This window comes from Mycolicibacterium pallens (assembly GCF_019456675.1).
Lineage (GTDB): Bacteria > Actinomycetota > Actinomycetes > Mycobacteriales > Mycobacteriaceae > Mycobacterium > Mycobacterium crocinum.
In genome coordinates, this window is sequence record NZ_CP080333.1 from 2441979 (window position 1) to 2456224 (window position 14246).

Consider the following 14246-nt stretch of genomic DNA (forward strand, 5'->3'; position numbering starts at 1 on the left):
GACCTCCGGCTCCATGCATCGCAGCCGTACCCTCACCGGCGCGCCACGATCACCGGCACCTCAGCGGCGTGAACCACCGCCGAGCTCACCGAACCCAGCAACGTTGACATGACACCACCACGGCCGTGGCTGCCGACAACCACCAGCTGGGCCGACCGGGACTGCTCGATCAGCCGGCGCGCCGGCTCATCGCATGCGACGACACGGCACACCGTCACGTCGGGGTACCGTTCGCGCCATCCGGCAAGCCGTTCAGCCAGAAGCTCATTGGCCTCGGCCTGCACGATCGACCAGTCGGGTACCCGGAAGCCCAGCATTTCGGTATCGCTCCAGACATGTAGGGCGACCAGTTCGACGCCCCGGCGCGAGGCTTCGTCGAACGCGATCGCGGTCGCCGCCTCTGATGCCGGTGATCCGTCGACCCCGACAACTACCGGTGCCGGGGAGGGCGTGTGCAGGGGGTTGCGCGGGATCACGGCGACGGGACACCGCCCGTGATGAATCAGTGCGGTGCTGACCGACCCGAGCAGGACGCGGGCGATCACGCCGAGGCCGCGGCTCCCGACCACGATCAGATCGGCGTCCTGGGACATCTCGACCAGCGTCGCGGCGACCGGGCCTGTCAGCATCTCGGTGCGGACCTCGATAGACCGCGTAGTCGACGTACCGTCTTCGACGGCTTTGAGGGCGTCGCCGAGCGCTGTGCGGCCCTCGTCTTCCAGCCAGCTCAGATAGCTTTCCGACATGATCGGCACCCCACGGATGGTGGTTGCCATCATCGGGTTGATCACCGTGACGATCGTCAGAGGAACGTTGCGGAGGGCGGCTTCGCGTGCCGCCCAGCCGACGGCGGTCTTCGCGACCGCTGAGCCGTCGACACCCACCACGATTCCCCGCTGCGTCGTATCTGCAGACATTTCTCCTCCTTCACTCGAGGTGAATAAAGTCGGGTTCCCGAACCGTCCCTACGACCCACTCGCGTGCGGTGTCGATGTCGGCGTGCGGGAACACGCACCACTGTCCGACCGGGGCCAGGAAGCCGAAGACACCGCCGAAGAACTTCACTGCCTGTCGCATCCAGTCGGCGTCGGTGACCATCGCTGCGCGGTCCCAGTCGAAGAGGTAGTCGAAGCCGAACTCAGTGTCTTCCCACAGTGCATCGGGGTCGATTCCGGCATAGTCTGGCCCGCATTCGCAATACAACCGAATTCTGTTGTGCTGAAGCTGTTTGGCTTTGATGTCCGGGATCAGCACATTGTCGTAATCGGCCTTGGACACCGTGCCGTGAAGTGCGAAGGCGACGACGTCATCTGGCAAGCCGGCCAGTAACTCGATCACGTGCCCTCCTCGATCGCCGTGTCGATATCGTGTCGCGACAGACGTTCGCGAGTTAGGGGAGAAGGTCATCGAGGGCGGTGCCGGCCGGCACGGGTGCCTCTACCCCGTGCGCAACGGCGCGGTATCCAAGCGAGCATTACGGATATCTGTAACAGCACGCGCCGACATCGGATTTTGCTGAAACGCATGGGCGCGCGCCCTGTCGTGGGCAAGATCGGACTGTCACAATCCGGTGAGTGGCACCGGCACAGCGCGGGGGACGGGGTTGATCAGCGAAAGTAGGCGTGGGTTGCAGTTCGGTCGGGAGCGTTCGGGGGATGTGCGCCGGATTCATGATCAGCTCGACGAGCTGGCCGCCGACCGCGACCAAATGGGCTTGCTGCTCCAACTGGCGATCGAGATCAGCTCCGACCTGGAGCTGGATCCGACGCTGCACCGGATCATCAGTGCCGCATTGACCCTGACGGGGGCGCGGTACGGCGCAATCGGGGTATGGGGTAGCGACGGCTTGCTGACTTCCTTCGTCCACGACGGGATGGATGACGAGTCCGTTGAGCGCATTGGCCACCTTCCGGTCGGCAAGGGGATCCTGGGCGAACTGCGCGAACGGACTGAGCTGTTACGGCTCGACGATCTGACGCAACACCCGGCCTCGGCGGGCTTTCCGGACGGGCACCCGCCGATGCGAGCGTTCCTCGGCATCCCGATCCGAATCCGCGAGCAGGTTTTCGGCAGCCTCTACGTCGCCGATGATCGGGTCGGGCACTCCTTCAGCGAGTCCGACGAAGTGACCGCGCAGGCACTGGCCTCGGTTGCGGCGGTCGCCATCGACAACGCCCGGTTGTTCGAGGTAACGCGCATTGCGTCGTTGTGGACGAGTGCAAGTCGTGAAATCACGGCCGCCATCCTTTCTGACGGGAAGCACTTCAGACCGTTGCAGCTCATCGCCGAGCGGGTATGTGAGCTCACCGAGGCAGAGCAGGCCATCGTGCTTTTTCCGGAGGATGCTGATCAGCCCGCCGACGAGGTGGACACGCTCGTGGTGTCTGCTGCTGTTGGCCGATATGCGGATGAGGTACTGGGCCAACGTATTCCGGTGGAAGGGTCGACCAGCGGGTCGGTGTTTCGCTCCGGCGAGCCGTTGATCACCGAGACGTTCCGCAAGCCGATCCAGGCGTTCACCGATGTTGGCGAACGTCCGGCGGTCGTCGCGCCGTTGTGCGCTGACGGGCAGAGCCTGGGGGTGCTGGTGGTGGCGCGCAGCGTCAACGCTCCGCGGTTCGGCACCGAATACCTCAACCTGGTAGGGGATTTCGCCGGCCACGCGGCCATCGCCCTGACAATCGACCGGGCACGGCATTATGCGGCTGAGCTCGCGCTTCTCGGCGATCGGGAGCGCATCGCCCATGATCTGCACGACCAGGTGATCCAGCGGGTGTTTGCCGTCGGATTGGATCTGCAGGGTGCGATCGCTCGGATACGAGAACCTGAGTTGGCGCAGCGGCTCTCGCGGTCGGTCGACGAGCTGCAGGCTGTCATCACCGAGATCCGCTCCACGATCTTCAATTTGCAGCATCCAGCGGATTCCGGAGAGGGGCTCGCGGCGCGCATTCACACCGTCTTCGATCAACTGACGAGCAACCGCGACGTCGCCGCGACATTGAATCTCACCGGCCCGCTGAGCATCATCGCCCCCGAACTGGCCGCACACACGGAAGCCGTGGTGACCGAGGCCGTGAGCAACGCGGTCCGGCACTCCGGCGCCGACAAGATCACTGTCAGCATCGCCGTGGGCGACAACCTCAGCATCGTGGTCACCGACGACGGCAGCGGAATACCCGCGGACAACAAGCGCAGCAGCGGTCTGCGCAACCTCGCCCGGCGGGCAGAGTCGGTGGGTGGTGTCTTCCGGCTGTCCGACGTCGAATCCGGTGGCACCCAATTGATCTGGAGAGCGCCACTGACGGCGGAATGACGTCGATCGACGGGTGCTTCAGTCTTGGCGGGCGACGATCACCGCGGTGTGAGCTTCGTGGACGACCTTCGAGCTCACCGAGCCCAAGAGCATGCCGGCAAAGCCGCCCCGGCCGTGGCTGCCCACCACCAGCAGTTGCGCTGACTCGGACTCCGCCAGGAGGTTGCGCGAGGGGGAGTCGGTTACCAGGAGCCGGCGCACCGCGACGTCGGGGTAGCGCTCCTGAAAGCCCGCCAGCCGTTCGGCGAGGGTCTCTTCGGCCTCGGCACGGATTGCCGCGATCGGAATCGAGTCGATACCGGGCAGCACCGAATCACTCCAGGCATGCAGTGCGACGAGGTCGACGCCACGCAGCGAGGCCTCGTTGAAGGCAAGTTCGGTCGCGCGTTCGGAGGCCGGCGACCCGTCGATACCGACGACAACTGGCGCGTGGGCGTGTTCGGGCGACACCCGCCCGTGCACAACGGCAACCGGGCAGTGCGCATGGTGAACCAGTGCAGTGCTCACCGAGCCAAGCAGCGCGCGCTGCCACGCGTCCCGCCCGCGGCTGCCCACCACGACCAGCTGTACCTGCTTGCTCATGTCGATGAGAGCCGACGCCACGGGAGAAAACGGCGTCTCGGCCCTGACCTGTAGCGCTGCGCCCGCGGCACTTTCGCGGGCGAGGCGCACGGCGTCGTCGACGATCTGACGCGCTTCATCCTCCATCTGGAGGCCGATGTCTTCGGGCAAGGGCGCGACAGACATGCCGATGCCGCTATACCCGCCGATGATGGGGCTGACGACGTGGACGATGCTCAGTTCGACGTTGCGCATGACGGCCTCGCGGACCGCGAATTCCACCGCCGCATCGGAATGCACCGATCCGTCTACCCCGACGAGGATGCCCTGCTGGGTGATTTCGTTGGACATCATGTGCTCCTCGCCGGGAAACATGCTGTCCGCGCGGCTCTTCCGCTCGGATGATCAGCAGCGTTCGACCGATGGGCTGAGCGTAACGCGGTGGCCGCCCCGATCTCGAAGGTCTTTGGTCATTCCAGCTGAGGGACAAGGTCGCCGAACGCGATCGCGACGGGCGCCGAGCCATGGCGTGGCACCGGTGGCTTTCGACCCTGCCGACCCGGGTCGAGCGGTGGTTGCATCAATACTGCAGGGCCGAAGGAGGACACACATGAACATCAATCACGAGCCCCGCGGACGAACCAGGATGTTCGCCCGCGTCATCGGGCCCTTCGTCGCAGCCATCGCCATCATTGCGGCGCTGCGCGGGTCGGAGATGACCGCGCTGCTGGCGCAATTCACCGCAAGTGCCGTATGGCCCTGGGTCACCGGGGCTTTCGTGTTGTTGGGCGGCATCGCGGTCGTCGCGTTCCACCAGTACTGGCGCAGCCCGGCCGAGGTCCTCGTATCGGTGTTGGGATGGATGATGGTCGTGCGCGGCGTCATCCTGATCGCGTTTCCCGCCGCCTTTGCCTCGATGGCGAACCGGATGATCGGTTGGCACGCAGCCTTGACGGCGGTGTATGTCGTCATGGCGGTGATCGGCGTGTACCTGACCTTCATCGGATATGCCGCCCGCCGGTCCAAGGAAAAGGGAACCGTCGAGGCGGTTGCCAAGCACCTCCGGCATGCGGCTTAGGCCGGCCGCGGCGACCAGAGAGACACTTCCCATGCAGACGTTCACACTCACGACGGGGCGTTGGCTACAGCGGCTGATCGGTCGCAACCCCATCGTGCGCGGCAGTGATCGCTTGGAAGCCGGCGCGCTGGTGGTCGTGCTCATCGTGGCGCTGCTGGCCCTACCGCTGGCGGGCGCAGTGGGTACCGCGGTCTTCGACGCTCGCACCCATACCGCGGCGGGCAGCAGCGTCGTGTTCAACACGTCGATGCGATCGCGACGCAGAACACCACGATCATCAGACTGCCGTATCAGGCCTCCCTGCGTACCCCGCTGATGTGGCAATTCGACGGCCGCGATCATTCTGGGGTCGTGTTCACGGACGAAGAGATGAAGGCCGGTGACCGGACCAGGATTTGGGTCGACGCGACGGGAACCCCCACCGTGGCCCCGCTGTCCCACAGCGACGCGGTCACCGTGGCCGCCATTGCAGCGGTGGGCTTTTGGGCTGCCGTCGCCGGGACGGGGGCCGGGCTGTGGGCCTTGTACCGCAGGCGGCTCGAGCGTCTCCGGTATGCCGACTGGGACCGCAGACTCAGTGATCTGGTGGCCGACAAGGGTCGGCGCAACCGCGACGCCTGACCACGGGACCGAGCTCAAGACTCCTTGGCCGCGGTGATCGCGGTGAGCATCTCCGCGATATCGGCGCCGGCGCGGGCCTTGTCGAAACCCAGCCGGTGCAGGGGGCCGTCGTCGTCCTCGGCCTCCATCAAGGCCAGCAGCATGTGCTCGGTGCCGATGTAGTTGTGGCCCAGCCGAAGGGCTTCGCGAAAGGTCAGCTCCAATGCCTTGCGGGCGCCCGCATCAAACGGAATAAGGGCCGGCAGCTCGGCAGCCCGCGGCGGCAACGTGATGGCGGCACGCACGGCGTCGGCGGTGATCTGCTGGGCACGGAGAAGGGCAGTGGCCAGCGCGGCCGGATCGGTGAGCAGACCCAGCAGCAGGTGGTCGGCGGTGATCTCGGTGTTGCCCGCCTTGTGTGCGGCGTTCTGGGCGGCGACGACGGCCGCGCGGGCCCGCGGCGTGAACCGGGCGAAGCCTTGTTCCGGGTCGAGATCGTTGGCGTCCAGATTCGTCATCTTCGGCACGAAGCGTTTCTGGGCGGCCTGTTTGGTCACGCCCATGCTCTTGCCGATGTCGGTCCAGGAGGCACCCGATCGGCGGGCCTGGTCGACGAAATGGCCGATCAGATGGTCGGCGATGTCGCCGAGGGCCTCAGCGGCCAGGACAGCGTCGGCGAGTTGGTCGAGGGCGTCGGTGTGCACACGTTTGATGGCATCGATGAGGTCGTCGAGGCGGACGGGGTAGGCGATGCGTGCGCTGTCTTCCATGCGTCAACCGTAAGTTGACGATGCGCATTCGTCAACCACGGGTTGACGAATGTTTTCCTGCGGAGCGGGTACTCGCGCACCATGCCAACGAGCGTTACGCGTGACATCGACGCGCCACGGGAACGGGTCTGGGAAGTGCTGGCCGACGGGTGGACCTACTCGCAATGGGTGGTGGGCAATAGCCGCATGCGTGCAGTCGACGCCGACTGGCCGGCGCCGGGCACCCGCATTCTGCACTCGATCGGGGTGTGGCCGGCCGTGATCAATGACGAGACCGTGGTGCTCAGCTGCACACCGCAGGAAGAACTGGTGCTGCTCGCGAAGCTGGGTCCGGTCGGCGCTGCACGAATCACGCTGCGGCTGAGCGATATCGAGGGCGGCTGCCGCGTGGAGATGATCGAGGTCGCGGTCGAGGGGCCGATGAAGTTCGTGCCCGACCGAATCCAGCTCGCCGGCTTCTGGCCGCGCAACCGGGAAACGACCTGGCGGCTGGCCAACCTCGCCGCGGACCGTGAGCCGGCCGAAATCGAACAGGCCTAGCCCGCGTCGCTGACCCGGAAGCAGTCCAGCGACGGGTCGGTCGCGTCCGGGATCGCCATGCCCGCGGCCTTGCCGCCGCTTTCACCGACAGCGAACTGCCGCACGTCGAGAAGAATGCGTCCTCGGCGCCGACGGCCTCGGCCATCAGTTGTTCGGCGTGCAGCAGATACTGGTCGCGCGACAGCCGGTCGTCGAGGCCGTTGAAAGCCAGCAGGTCGTCGGCGAAGGGCTGCAGGCCGAGCACCTCCCGAACCTGGGGATCGATTGCGCGTCCTTGACGGTGTCCGGGTGGGGTGAAGCCGTAACGGTCGTTCCTGCGGTAGTCCTCGATCGCCTCCAGCAGCGGTGCCTGCGCTTGGTCCATGGGCGCCGCGTACCCACGGATCGGACGGTGAATCGCTTTGCTCGGGCTTCCCGATTCCCCCACGGGCGGCGCGGCGCGACATAAACTCGCGCCATGGCAGGCCCGCGTAAATCCGAAGAGCGGCCCGACGTGAGCAAGATCGACAACCGGGCGCCGTCGGTGCCGCGGATGTTCCTGAATCGCGTCGCGGCTACCCCCAACGCTGAAGCGTTCCGCTATCCCGAGAACGACGGGTGGACCAGTGTCACCTGGGCGCAGGTTGGCGAACGTGTCGAACTGATCGCCGCGGGCCTCATCGCTTTGGGGATCAACCCCGAGGATCGAGTCGCGCTGGCGTCGGGGACTCGCTACGAGTGGGTCATCGTCGACTTCGGCATCCTGGCCGCGGGCGCGGCCACGACCACGGTCTACCCGAGCACCAACGCCGAGGACACCGCGTTCATCGTCGCGAACTCGGGCAGCCGCGTTGTGGTGGCGGAGAACCAGTCTCAGGTCGACAAGCTGACCGCCAACCGTGCCGATCTGCCCGCCGTCGAGAAAGTGGTGATCATCGACGGCACCAGCGAGGACGACTGGGTGATCACGCTCGACAATCTCGAGCAATTGGGCAAGCAGCTGTTGGCTGACCAGCCCACCGCGGTCACCGACCGGATCGACGCGATCCCGCCCGAGCAGTTGGCCACTCTGATCTACACCTCCGGCACCACCGGCAAGCCGAAGGGTGTGCGGTTGCACCACGAGGCGTGGACCTACACTGCGGCGGCACTGGATTCGCTGAATGTGTTGTCCGATCAGGACCTCAACTATCTGTGGCTGCCGCTGGCACACTCGTTCGGCAAGGTGATGCTGGCCATGCCGCTGCTGATGGGTTTCCCGACGGTCATCGACGGCCGGGTGGACAAGATCGTCGAGAATCTGGCGGTCATCAAGCCGACGTTCATGGGGGCTGTGCCGCGCATCTTCGAGAAGGTGCACGGCCGCATCACCGAGACCATGGCCGAAGAGGGCGGGGCGAAGAAGCGGCTCTTCGACTGGGCCAGCGATGTGGGCCTGCAGGTCTCGCGTGCCCGGCAGGCCGGCCACCGGGTCGGACCACTGCTGGCGTTGCAGCACAAGCTCGCCGACAGGTTGGTGTTCAACACCATCCGGCAGCGCTTCGGCGGCAGGCTGCGGTTCTTTATCTCCGGGTCGGCGGCTCTGGATCGCGACATCGCGCAGTGGTTCGACGCGGTCGGTGCCATCGTCCTGGAAGGCTATGGGCTGACCGAAACGTCGGCCGCGTCGTCGCTGAATCGCCTGCACGCGTATCGGTTCGGCACGGTCGGGTGGACGTTGCCGTACACGGACGTCAAGATCGCCGGCGATGGCGAGGTGCTGCTCAAGGGACCGGGCGTGATGAGCGGATACCACGACCTGCCTGAGGCGACCGCCGAGGCCATCGACTCCGACGGCTGGTTCCACACCGGCGATATCGGTGAGCTCGACGCCGAGGGCTTCCTGCGGATCACCGACCGCAAGAAGGACATGTTCAAGACCTCGCAGGGCAAATATGTTGCGCCCTCGGCGATTTCGGCGGCATTCAAAGGCATCTGCCCGTTCGCCAGCGAGATCATCATCTACGGCGAGGGCAAGCCGTACTGCGTCGCGCTGGTGAGCCTCGACGCTGAGGCCATCCGTGAATGGGCCGACCGCAATGGCATGGAAGGCAAGCCCTTCGAAGAGGTCGCCCGCGACGAGAAGACCAGGGCGATGGTCGAAGGGTACGTGGAAACCCTCAACAAGCATCTCAACCGGTGGGAGCAGGTCAAGCGGTTCGCGGTCATCGATCGCGAGTTGACGGTCGAGGCAGGCGATTTGACGCCGAGCCTAAAGCTCAAGCGCAAAGCGGTCGTGGAGAACTTCCACGACAACATCGACGAGCTGTACGGCTGACCATGTGGCGTTGCGGTGCACTGCTGGCCGCGACGGCGACGACCGCCGCGCTGGCGTTCGCGACGGCGCCCGCACACGCCGATGTCGCGGCGCCGCAGGCCGGCGCGCCCTGCCCGGCGGATCTCGCGGACGTGATGACCCGCTTGCCCAACGTCGGTGACTTCCTGGTGTGCCAGGCGTCGGGCAGTTGGGCGCCGGTGCTCGACCCGTTCGATCCCGTCAGCCGATGGCTGAGCTATGGCTCCGGAATAACGTTGCACGGTCAGGGTTTCCGCAACCCGAACCTGCGCTCGGGGTCGTGGACCGCCACCCCGCTGAACCCGGCCGCGGTGTGCGGCGCCGATCAGGTGACCGTGATCGGTCCGGGAGAGCTTGCGCCCGTTGTGCATTCGCTCGGGGAGGCCGGCCAGCCGCTGCAGCTGACCGTGTTGCCGAAGCTGTTCACGATCACGATGAACGGTGACTGTCTGTGGTCGGAGGACCACCCACCGGGGATGTGGTAGTCGCGTGTTCCGTCTGACGGTGCAGGACGTGTTCGTCATCAAGAATCGCGGCCTCGTCGCCACCGGCCGCGTCGAGCTCGGTCAGATCGCGGTCGGCGACGAGGTGCGGATCAACGGGAACCGGGCGGTTCACGTCGACGCGATCGAGAGCTTCCGCAAGAAGATGGACGAGGCGGCGGAAGGGGCGAACGTCGGGCTGCTGTTTTCGGGCCTCGGCCGCAGCGACCTGTCGCCGGGCGACGTGCTCACCGCGGGCGCGGTGGAGCCAACCTCGGGCGGCGTGGACGTGAGTCTGTAGACCAAGTGGTCCCCAGGGGCGGGGGCCGGTGGCCCAAGGGGGTGGCCACTTCGCGTAGCCCATCCCTGGGGACCCGCTTGTGACGGTCGGACTTCGGTGTGATTGCGCTACCGGGCCCCGACCGGTCGGCTGTGTTCTCAGCGTCGTCAAAAATCTACGGCAAAGGTGGCGGTCAGCGGCCGTTTTCACCAGAAAAATTGACGATGAGGTAAGGTTGTGCTTGGTGGGGCATCAGTGTTCTTCTGACCCCCGCCATAGCGCAGGACCGTAGTTGACCGGCGACGGATTGACAGGTCTGGCCAGCAGGGTCACAGGCAGGCGGAAGTGTTCTCGCAGGAACGCGTCGTGGTTCTTAGCTCCACGTCACGGGCAGTGCGACCAGGCCGTGCGACAACGAATGGAAGCCCGCGTTCAGGGTGGCGGGATCGGTGCACAGTTGCAGTGTCGGGAACCGGGGGATGAGCTGGGAGTAGACGGTCTTGAGCTCCAGGCGTGCCAGCGCCGCGCCGAGGCAGTAGTGCAGGCCGTATCCAAAGCCGACGTGTGCGGCGCCGGTGCGGGCGAGGTCGACGCGATCAGGGTCGGTGAAGACGTCCGGGTCATGGTTGGCCGCTCCCGGGTCCAGCAGCACCAGGTCGCCTTCGCGGATCGTCACGCCGTCGGCGTCGATGTCGCCTCGGGCGTAGCGCGGTACGCCGACTCCGCCGGTCATGCCGGCGCGCAGAATCTCTTCGACGGCCTTGGGGACGAGGTCGGGGTTGTGCAGCAGCGCTTGCCATTGGTCGGGATTGCTCAACAACACCAACGAACCGACCCAGATCTGGGTCACCGTCGTCTCGTGTCCGGCGAACAGCAGCTGCATCGCCAGGGTGGCGATCTCGAAGTCGGCGAGATCCGGCTCGTCGCACAGGCGGGAGATGACGTCATCGTCCGGGTGGGCGCGCTTGGCGCTCACCAACTCCATGCCATAACCGATCAGGGATTCGAGGCCTTTGAGGGAGACGTCGTCGTCGGGTGAGAAGGCGGCGTCGTCGACCCAGAGCCGGAAGCGGTCCCGGTCGGCGTAGGGGACGCCGAGCAGGTCGCAGATCACCAGGATGGGCAGGGGCAGCGCCAGGTCGGTCAACAGGTCGGCGGGCGGGCCTTGGCGTTCCATATCGTCGAGCAGGTCGGCGCACAGTCCCTCGACCTTCGGTTGCAGAGTGCGCATGTGCCGGGGGCCGAAGTGCGGCTGCAGCAGTTGGCGCATCCTGGCGTGGTCGGTGGGCTCGGAGTCGAAATCTCCGATGGGGCCGCCGAACAACGCCGAGGTTCGGCTACGCGGGGCGTTGGCGGGGTCGCGGTGGGTGCGGCCGAGGAGTTCGTTGTCCATCAGCCGGCGCACGAGCGAGTAGCCAGTTACCAGCCAGGCCTCGTCGCCGACGGAGGTGAGGACTTTGTGGATCGGACCGAGGCCCTGCAGCGCGACGAGGTCGTCGGGTGAGCGCAGTGGATGACTCTGACGGAACGGCAGCTGCGCGGGAGCGGTCATGGTTGGAGCGTACGACCGTCGGCGGTGCCAGGGGAACATTTTTAAGACTATTGGTCTTGTTTGCTTGCACCTTACTATCGAGCCGTGGCTCGCATCGATCGTCGCAGCGTGATTGCCCTCGCCGGATTATGCGCTGCGTCGGTGGCGACTGCCCTGTGGCTTCCTCCCGTCGCCTTCGCCGACGCCGCGTCCTGGAACGGCGACTACGCCATCACGTTCATCGTCGGCCCCAAGGGCGGCACGAGCGTGGCGGCCGGTCAGCCCGAGCAGCAGCACACCGAAACCTATGGGCTGCAATCGACCTGTGCGGTCGGAAAGTGCACCGCCACGATCACGAGCGGTCCTCCGCCGAGCAACCCGACGGTTCCGCAGCCAGTTCAGTTCACCTGGGACGGGTCGGCCTGGACGCAAGCCAGCGACTTCCAATGGCAATGCATGATGCCCGACGGGTCGATCCAGTGGAATCCAGCCCATGCCGAGGTGCGCTATACCCCTCAGGCCGACGGGTCCCTCGCCGGCACGATGCACACCGAGATCTTTAGCGGTGCCTGCCAGGGGACGGTCGATATGAACATGACCGCAGAGCGGGTGTAGCTGCGCCAGGCTTGCACGCGCCGAAGCTACGTCCTTTGCAGACAAGGACATTCGGCCCGCTGACGTCACCGTGCTCGAACTGGTGGGTCTGAGTGCGGCACGGTTGTCGAAGATGATCGGCCCGACGAGGGGCGGCCAACGAAACCTCAACGGTCTTTCAGGCGGTGCGAACTTGATCGGGCGGGAAATGGCCTCAGCTTGCGTAAAGCGTGGTGCGCGATACTGGGATTGAATCTCATTTTAAGTTTGCTAGCATTGAAGCTGTGATCAGTGCATATCGCAAAAGTCAGCTAATAGTAGGGCATTTAGTGTGTGGAAGCCTGTGGAAGCGTGCGGAAAAGAGTGTGCTGTAATTAGCCCACCGTTAGCCCGTGGGCACTCCTCAGCCCACGTTCCACCCACCTCTTTATCGCGGAAAGGCCCAAGGCAATGGCGCGCACCTCAGGCGCCTTCGGCACCGTCGAGCAACTCTCAGTCGAGGCCGTACATTCGACGAAACAGGGTTGGGTAGATCTCAAGCGACGTAATCGCTCCCGTCCCACCGCAGGGTCTCGTGGGTCCACGTTCCTTCGGCACATGAGGGTGTGCAGTCGTTCATGGAGTGCCGAAGCTGGTACTTGCCGTCCGCTCCGGGACCCACGAGTTCGACGTCGATCAAATCTCGACCCAATTGGTCGAATCCGGAAGTAGTGGGAACAAGCACCAACACTTGTGGTGGCGCGTGGGCTGACATCGAGCGAAACTCAATGAATACATTGCCCGTGGCATCCGTAGGTGGGTCAGCGAATCCCAGCCCAAGACCAGCATCGAGTGAGATCGGAGAGAGCGCGTCCCCCGACGGCAAGACAACTGAAACGCACCCCGAGTCCATCCTGACTCTGTTCTCCCCCAGGAGCAGGAAGATCCGCATCGGACCAAGTTGCGGGTGCTGGAAATCGTAGTGCGCCGTTACGGAGCCGGTGCATCCGGAATTCGCTGGCGGGTGCACCGGAAGCACCGCTTCTGTGACCGTTGGAGCCCTTGGCGTTGTGGTTGCCACAGACGGTGGCGGTGTGGTCGTGCCCGTGGTCGTCGTCGAGTCAGTGCGCGACGCAATTACGGCGGTGGTCGCTTGCGGGTGCTGCCATGGCCGCCACAGCATCCCGACAACGCCGATCAACACGACGGTTACAGCGACTCCGCCCAGGACAAGCCGAGATCGAGTGGCGGATGGTTTAATTAGCGTTCCACCGCTGGTGGGGGCGGCTGTTCGGAATTGGACTGCGGCTTGGGTCGTTGCGTTGGCAGACGCACCTGCCTGTCCAGGCAAAGCAGCGGTCAAGGCCTGCGTAAACGCCGAACAGCTTGCGAAACGGTGAGCCGGGTTTTTGGCCAGTCCTTTGTGGAGTGCGTCGTCAAGGCGTGCGCAGTCCGGGTGAAAGTCAGCCAGACTGGGCGGTGTCGTGTTGAGGTGTCTGCTGATCACGACGGCGGGGTTGGAGTGCGGAAACAGTTGTGCGCCCGTCAGCAGGTTGTACGTCGTTGCGGCCAGGGCGTATTCGTCAGCTCGCCCGTCCATCGGCTCGCCCATCAGTTGTTCTGGCGCTGCGTACGCGACAGTCCCCACCGTCATGTTGGTTGTGGTCAGGCCGTTGGTGTCTTCGAGTGGGCGGGCGATGCCGAAGTCGGTGAGGAAGATGCTCGGGTCGTCGGTTTCAAGGTCGGCGACCACGATGTTGGCCGGTTTGACGTCGCGGTGCAGTAGGCCCTTCCGGTGGGCATAGTCTAAGGCGCTGGCCACGGCGGTCACTATTCGCAAGACGAGATCAACTGGCATCCCTGCGGGATAGCGCTGCTCGATGAGTTGGGCGGTATCCGTGCCGTCGATGTGGTCCATTGCGATCCACAGCTGGCCGTCGTGCTCGCCGCGATCATGGATGCCAACGATGTGCGGGTGTCGCAATCCAGCCGCTAGGTCAGCTTCGCGGATGAACCGCTCTCGGAACGAGGGATCACTGGAGATGTCGGCTCGCAACACCTTCAGGGCGTCTTGGCGTGGCAGGCGGGGGTGCTGGACCAAATAGACCTCACCCATGCCCCCGGAACCCAGCAGCCGCAGCACTCGGTATCCGGCGAAGGTCTCACCGATCCGCAGCGGCATGGGCGAATGTTAGCGGTTCAGA

15 protein-coding genes and 1 pseudogene are annotated in these 14246 nt (G+C 65.2%); 9 read left to right on the top strand and 7 right to left on the bottom strand.

Features of this window, described 5'->3' with window-relative positions; translation table 11 throughout:
• Positions 1-32: 32 nt before the first annotated feature.
• On the bottom strand, positions 33-917 hold the full coding sequence (locus tag K0O64_RS11970) for a universal stress protein (RefSeq protein WP_220046386.1): 885 nt from the start codon (positions 915-917) through the stop codon (positions 33-35).
• Between the two features lie 10 nt (positions 918-927).
• A complete protein-coding gene (locus tag K0O64_RS11975; protein WP_220046387.1) occupies positions 928-1338 on the bottom strand; it encodes a SpoIIAA family protein in 411 nt (136 codons plus the stop codon).
• A 370-nt stretch (positions 1339-1708) separates the two neighbouring features.
• Here K0O64_RS11975 and K0O64_RS11980 point away from each other — a divergent pair, with 370 nt between their 5' ends.
• Complete coding sequence (locus tag K0O64_RS11980; protein ID WP_220046501.1) at positions 1709-3313, top strand: GAF domain-containing sensor histidine kinase; 1605 nt, start codon at positions 1709-1711, stop codon at positions 3311-3313.
• A gap of 18 nt (positions 3314-3331) precedes the next feature.
• Here the strand turns inward: K0O64_RS11980 and K0O64_RS11985 are convergent, their stop codons facing one another.
• The gene (locus tag K0O64_RS11985) at positions 3332-4225 is read right to left on the bottom strand and encodes a universal stress protein (RefSeq protein WP_220046388.1); all 894 of its coding nucleotides are present in this window, start codon (positions 4223-4225) and stop codon (positions 3332-3334) included.
• A gap of 259 nt (positions 4226-4484) precedes the next feature.
• Here K0O64_RS11985 and K0O64_RS11990 point away from each other — a divergent pair, with 259 nt between their 5' ends.
• From K0O64_RS11990 to K0O64_RS12000, 3 genes are read left to right on the top strand one after another with little or no spacing between them, the layout of a single operon-like run.
• Positions 4485-4952, top strand: coding sequence for a hypothetical protein (locus K0O64_RS11990; RefSeq protein ID WP_220046389.1), 468 nt, complete (start codon positions 4485-4487; stop codon positions 4950-4952).
• Positions 4953-4983: 31 nt separating this feature from the next.
• Positions 4984-5268: a hypothetical protein gene (locus K0O64_RS11995; protein WP_220046390.1), complete on the top strand. Its 285-nt coding sequence runs from the start codon at positions 4984-4986 to the stop codon at positions 5266-5268.
• A complete protein-coding gene (locus tag K0O64_RS12000) occupies positions 5235-5573 on the top strand; it encodes an Rv1733c family protein (protein ID WP_434085468.1) in 339 nt (112 codons plus the stop codon). The genes K0O64_RS11995 and K0O64_RS12000 overlap by 34 nt, the downstream gene beginning before the upstream one ends.
• A 14-nt stretch (positions 5574-5587) precedes the next feature.
• Here K0O64_RS12000 and K0O64_RS12005 read toward each other — a convergent pair whose 3' ends face one another.
• Positions 5588-6322, bottom strand: a complete 735-nt coding sequence (locus tag K0O64_RS12005) for a Clp protease N-terminal domain-containing protein (protein ID WP_220046392.1) — start codon at positions 6320-6322, stop codon at positions 5588-5590.
• 81 nt (positions 6323-6403) lie between these two features.
• On the opposite strand from K0O64_RS12005, the gene K0O64_RS12010 reads away from it, so the two are divergent.
• Complete coding sequence (locus K0O64_RS12010) at positions 6404-6862, top strand: SRPBCC family protein (protein ID WP_071945583.1); 459 nt, start codon at positions 6404-6406, stop codon at positions 6860-6862.
• A gap of 73 nt (positions 6863-6935) precedes the next feature.
• Here K0O64_RS12010 and K0O64_RS12015 read toward each other — a convergent pair.
• Positions 6936-7226: pseudogene (locus K0O64_RS12015) on the bottom strand (ornithine decarboxylase); the annotation flags it as partial.
• 93 nt (positions 7227-7319) lie between these two features.
• Here K0O64_RS12015 and K0O64_RS12020 point away from each other — a divergent pair.
• Genes K0O64_RS12020 through K0O64_RS12030 form a run of 3 tightly spaced genes read left to right on the top strand, consistent with a single transcriptional unit; the run spans position 7320 to position 9959 of the window.
• Positions 7320-9158 (top strand): AMP-dependent synthetase/ligase, encoded by a 1839-nt coding sequence (locus tag K0O64_RS12020; protein ID WP_220046393.1) that lies wholly within the window; start codon positions 7320-7322, stop codon positions 9156-9158.
• Positions 9159-9160: 2 nt separating this feature from the next.
• Positions 9161-9661 (top strand): hypothetical protein, encoded by a 501-nt coding sequence (locus K0O64_RS12025; RefSeq protein ID WP_220046394.1) that lies wholly within the window; start codon positions 9161-9163, stop codon positions 9659-9661.
• Positions 9662-9665: 4 nt separating this feature from the next.
• Entirely contained in the window at positions 9666-9959 is a 294-nt protein-coding gene (locus K0O64_RS12030; protein ID WP_220046395.1) for an EF-Tu/IF-2/RF-3 family GTPase, read from the top strand.
• A gap of 352 nt (positions 9960-10311) precedes the next feature.
• On the opposite strand, the gene K0O64_RS12035 is transcribed toward K0O64_RS12030, so the two are convergent.
• Entirely contained in the window at positions 10312-11490 is a 1179-nt protein-coding gene (locus K0O64_RS12035) for a cytochrome P450 (RefSeq protein ID WP_096311230.1), read from the bottom strand.
• A gap of 84 nt (positions 11491-11574) precedes the next feature.
• Between K0O64_RS12035 and K0O64_RS12040 the strand changes: the two genes are divergently transcribed.
• A complete protein-coding gene (locus tag K0O64_RS12040) occupies positions 11575-12084 on the top strand; it encodes an Rv2253 family sensor-like surface protein (RefSeq protein ID WP_220046396.1) in 510 nt (169 codons plus the stop codon).
• A 514-nt stretch (positions 12085-12598) separates the two neighbouring features.
• On the opposite strand, the gene K0O64_RS12045 is transcribed toward K0O64_RS12040, so the two are convergent.
• Positions 12599-14224, bottom strand: a complete 1626-nt coding sequence (locus K0O64_RS12045; protein ID WP_096311232.1) for a serine/threonine-protein kinase — start codon at positions 14222-14224, stop codon at positions 12599-12601.
• Between the last annotated feature and the right edge of the window lie 22 nt (positions 14225-14246).

What these genes read in the sequence shown, in the direction of transcription:
- K0O64_RS12045 (WP_096311232.1), bottom strand. Translation starts at nt 14,224, where the DNA reads ATGCCGCTGCGGATCGGTGAGACCTTCGCCGGATACCGAGTGCTGCGG.
- K0O64_RS12020 (WP_220046393.1), top strand. Translation starts at nt 7,320, where the DNA reads ATGGCAGGCCCGCGTAAATCCGAAGAGCGGCCCGACGTGAGCAAGATC.
- K0O64_RS12025 (WP_220046394.1), top strand. Translation starts at nt 9,161, where the DNA reads ATGTGGCGTTGCGGTGCACTGCTGGCCGCGACGGCGACGACCGCCGCG.
- K0O64_RS11980 (WP_220046501.1), top strand. Translation starts at nt 1,709, where the DNA reads ATGGGCTTGCTGCTCCAACTGGCGATCGAGATCAGCTCCGACCTGGAG.
- K0O64_RS11985 (WP_220046388.1), bottom strand. Translation starts at nt 4,225, where the DNA reads ATGTCCAACGAAATCACCCAGCAGGGCATCCTCGTCGGGGTAGACGGA.
- K0O64_RS11995 (WP_220046390.1), top strand. Translation starts at nt 4,984, where the DNA reads ATGCAGACGTTCACACTCACGACGGGGCGTTGGCTACAGCGGCTGATC.
- K0O64_RS11970 (WP_220046386.1), bottom strand. Translation starts at nt 917, where the DNA reads ATGTCTGCAGATACGACGCAGCGGGGAATCGTGGTGGGTGTCGACGGC.
- K0O64_RS12010 (WP_071945583.1), top strand. Translation starts at nt 6,404, where the DNA reads ATGCCAACGAGCGTTACGCGTGACATCGACGCGCCACGGGAACGGGTC.
- K0O64_RS12035 (WP_096311230.1), bottom strand. Translation starts at nt 11,490, where the DNA reads ATGACCGCTCCCGCGCAGCTGCCGTTCCGTCAGAGTCATCCACTGCGC.
- K0O64_RS11990 (WP_220046389.1), top strand. Translation starts at nt 4,485, where the DNA reads ATGAACATCAATCACGAGCCCCGCGGACGAACCAGGATGTTCGCCCGC.
- K0O64_RS12005 (WP_220046392.1), bottom strand. Translation starts at nt 6,322, where the DNA reads ATGGAAGACAGCGCACGCATCGCCTACCCCGTCCGCCTCGACGACCTC.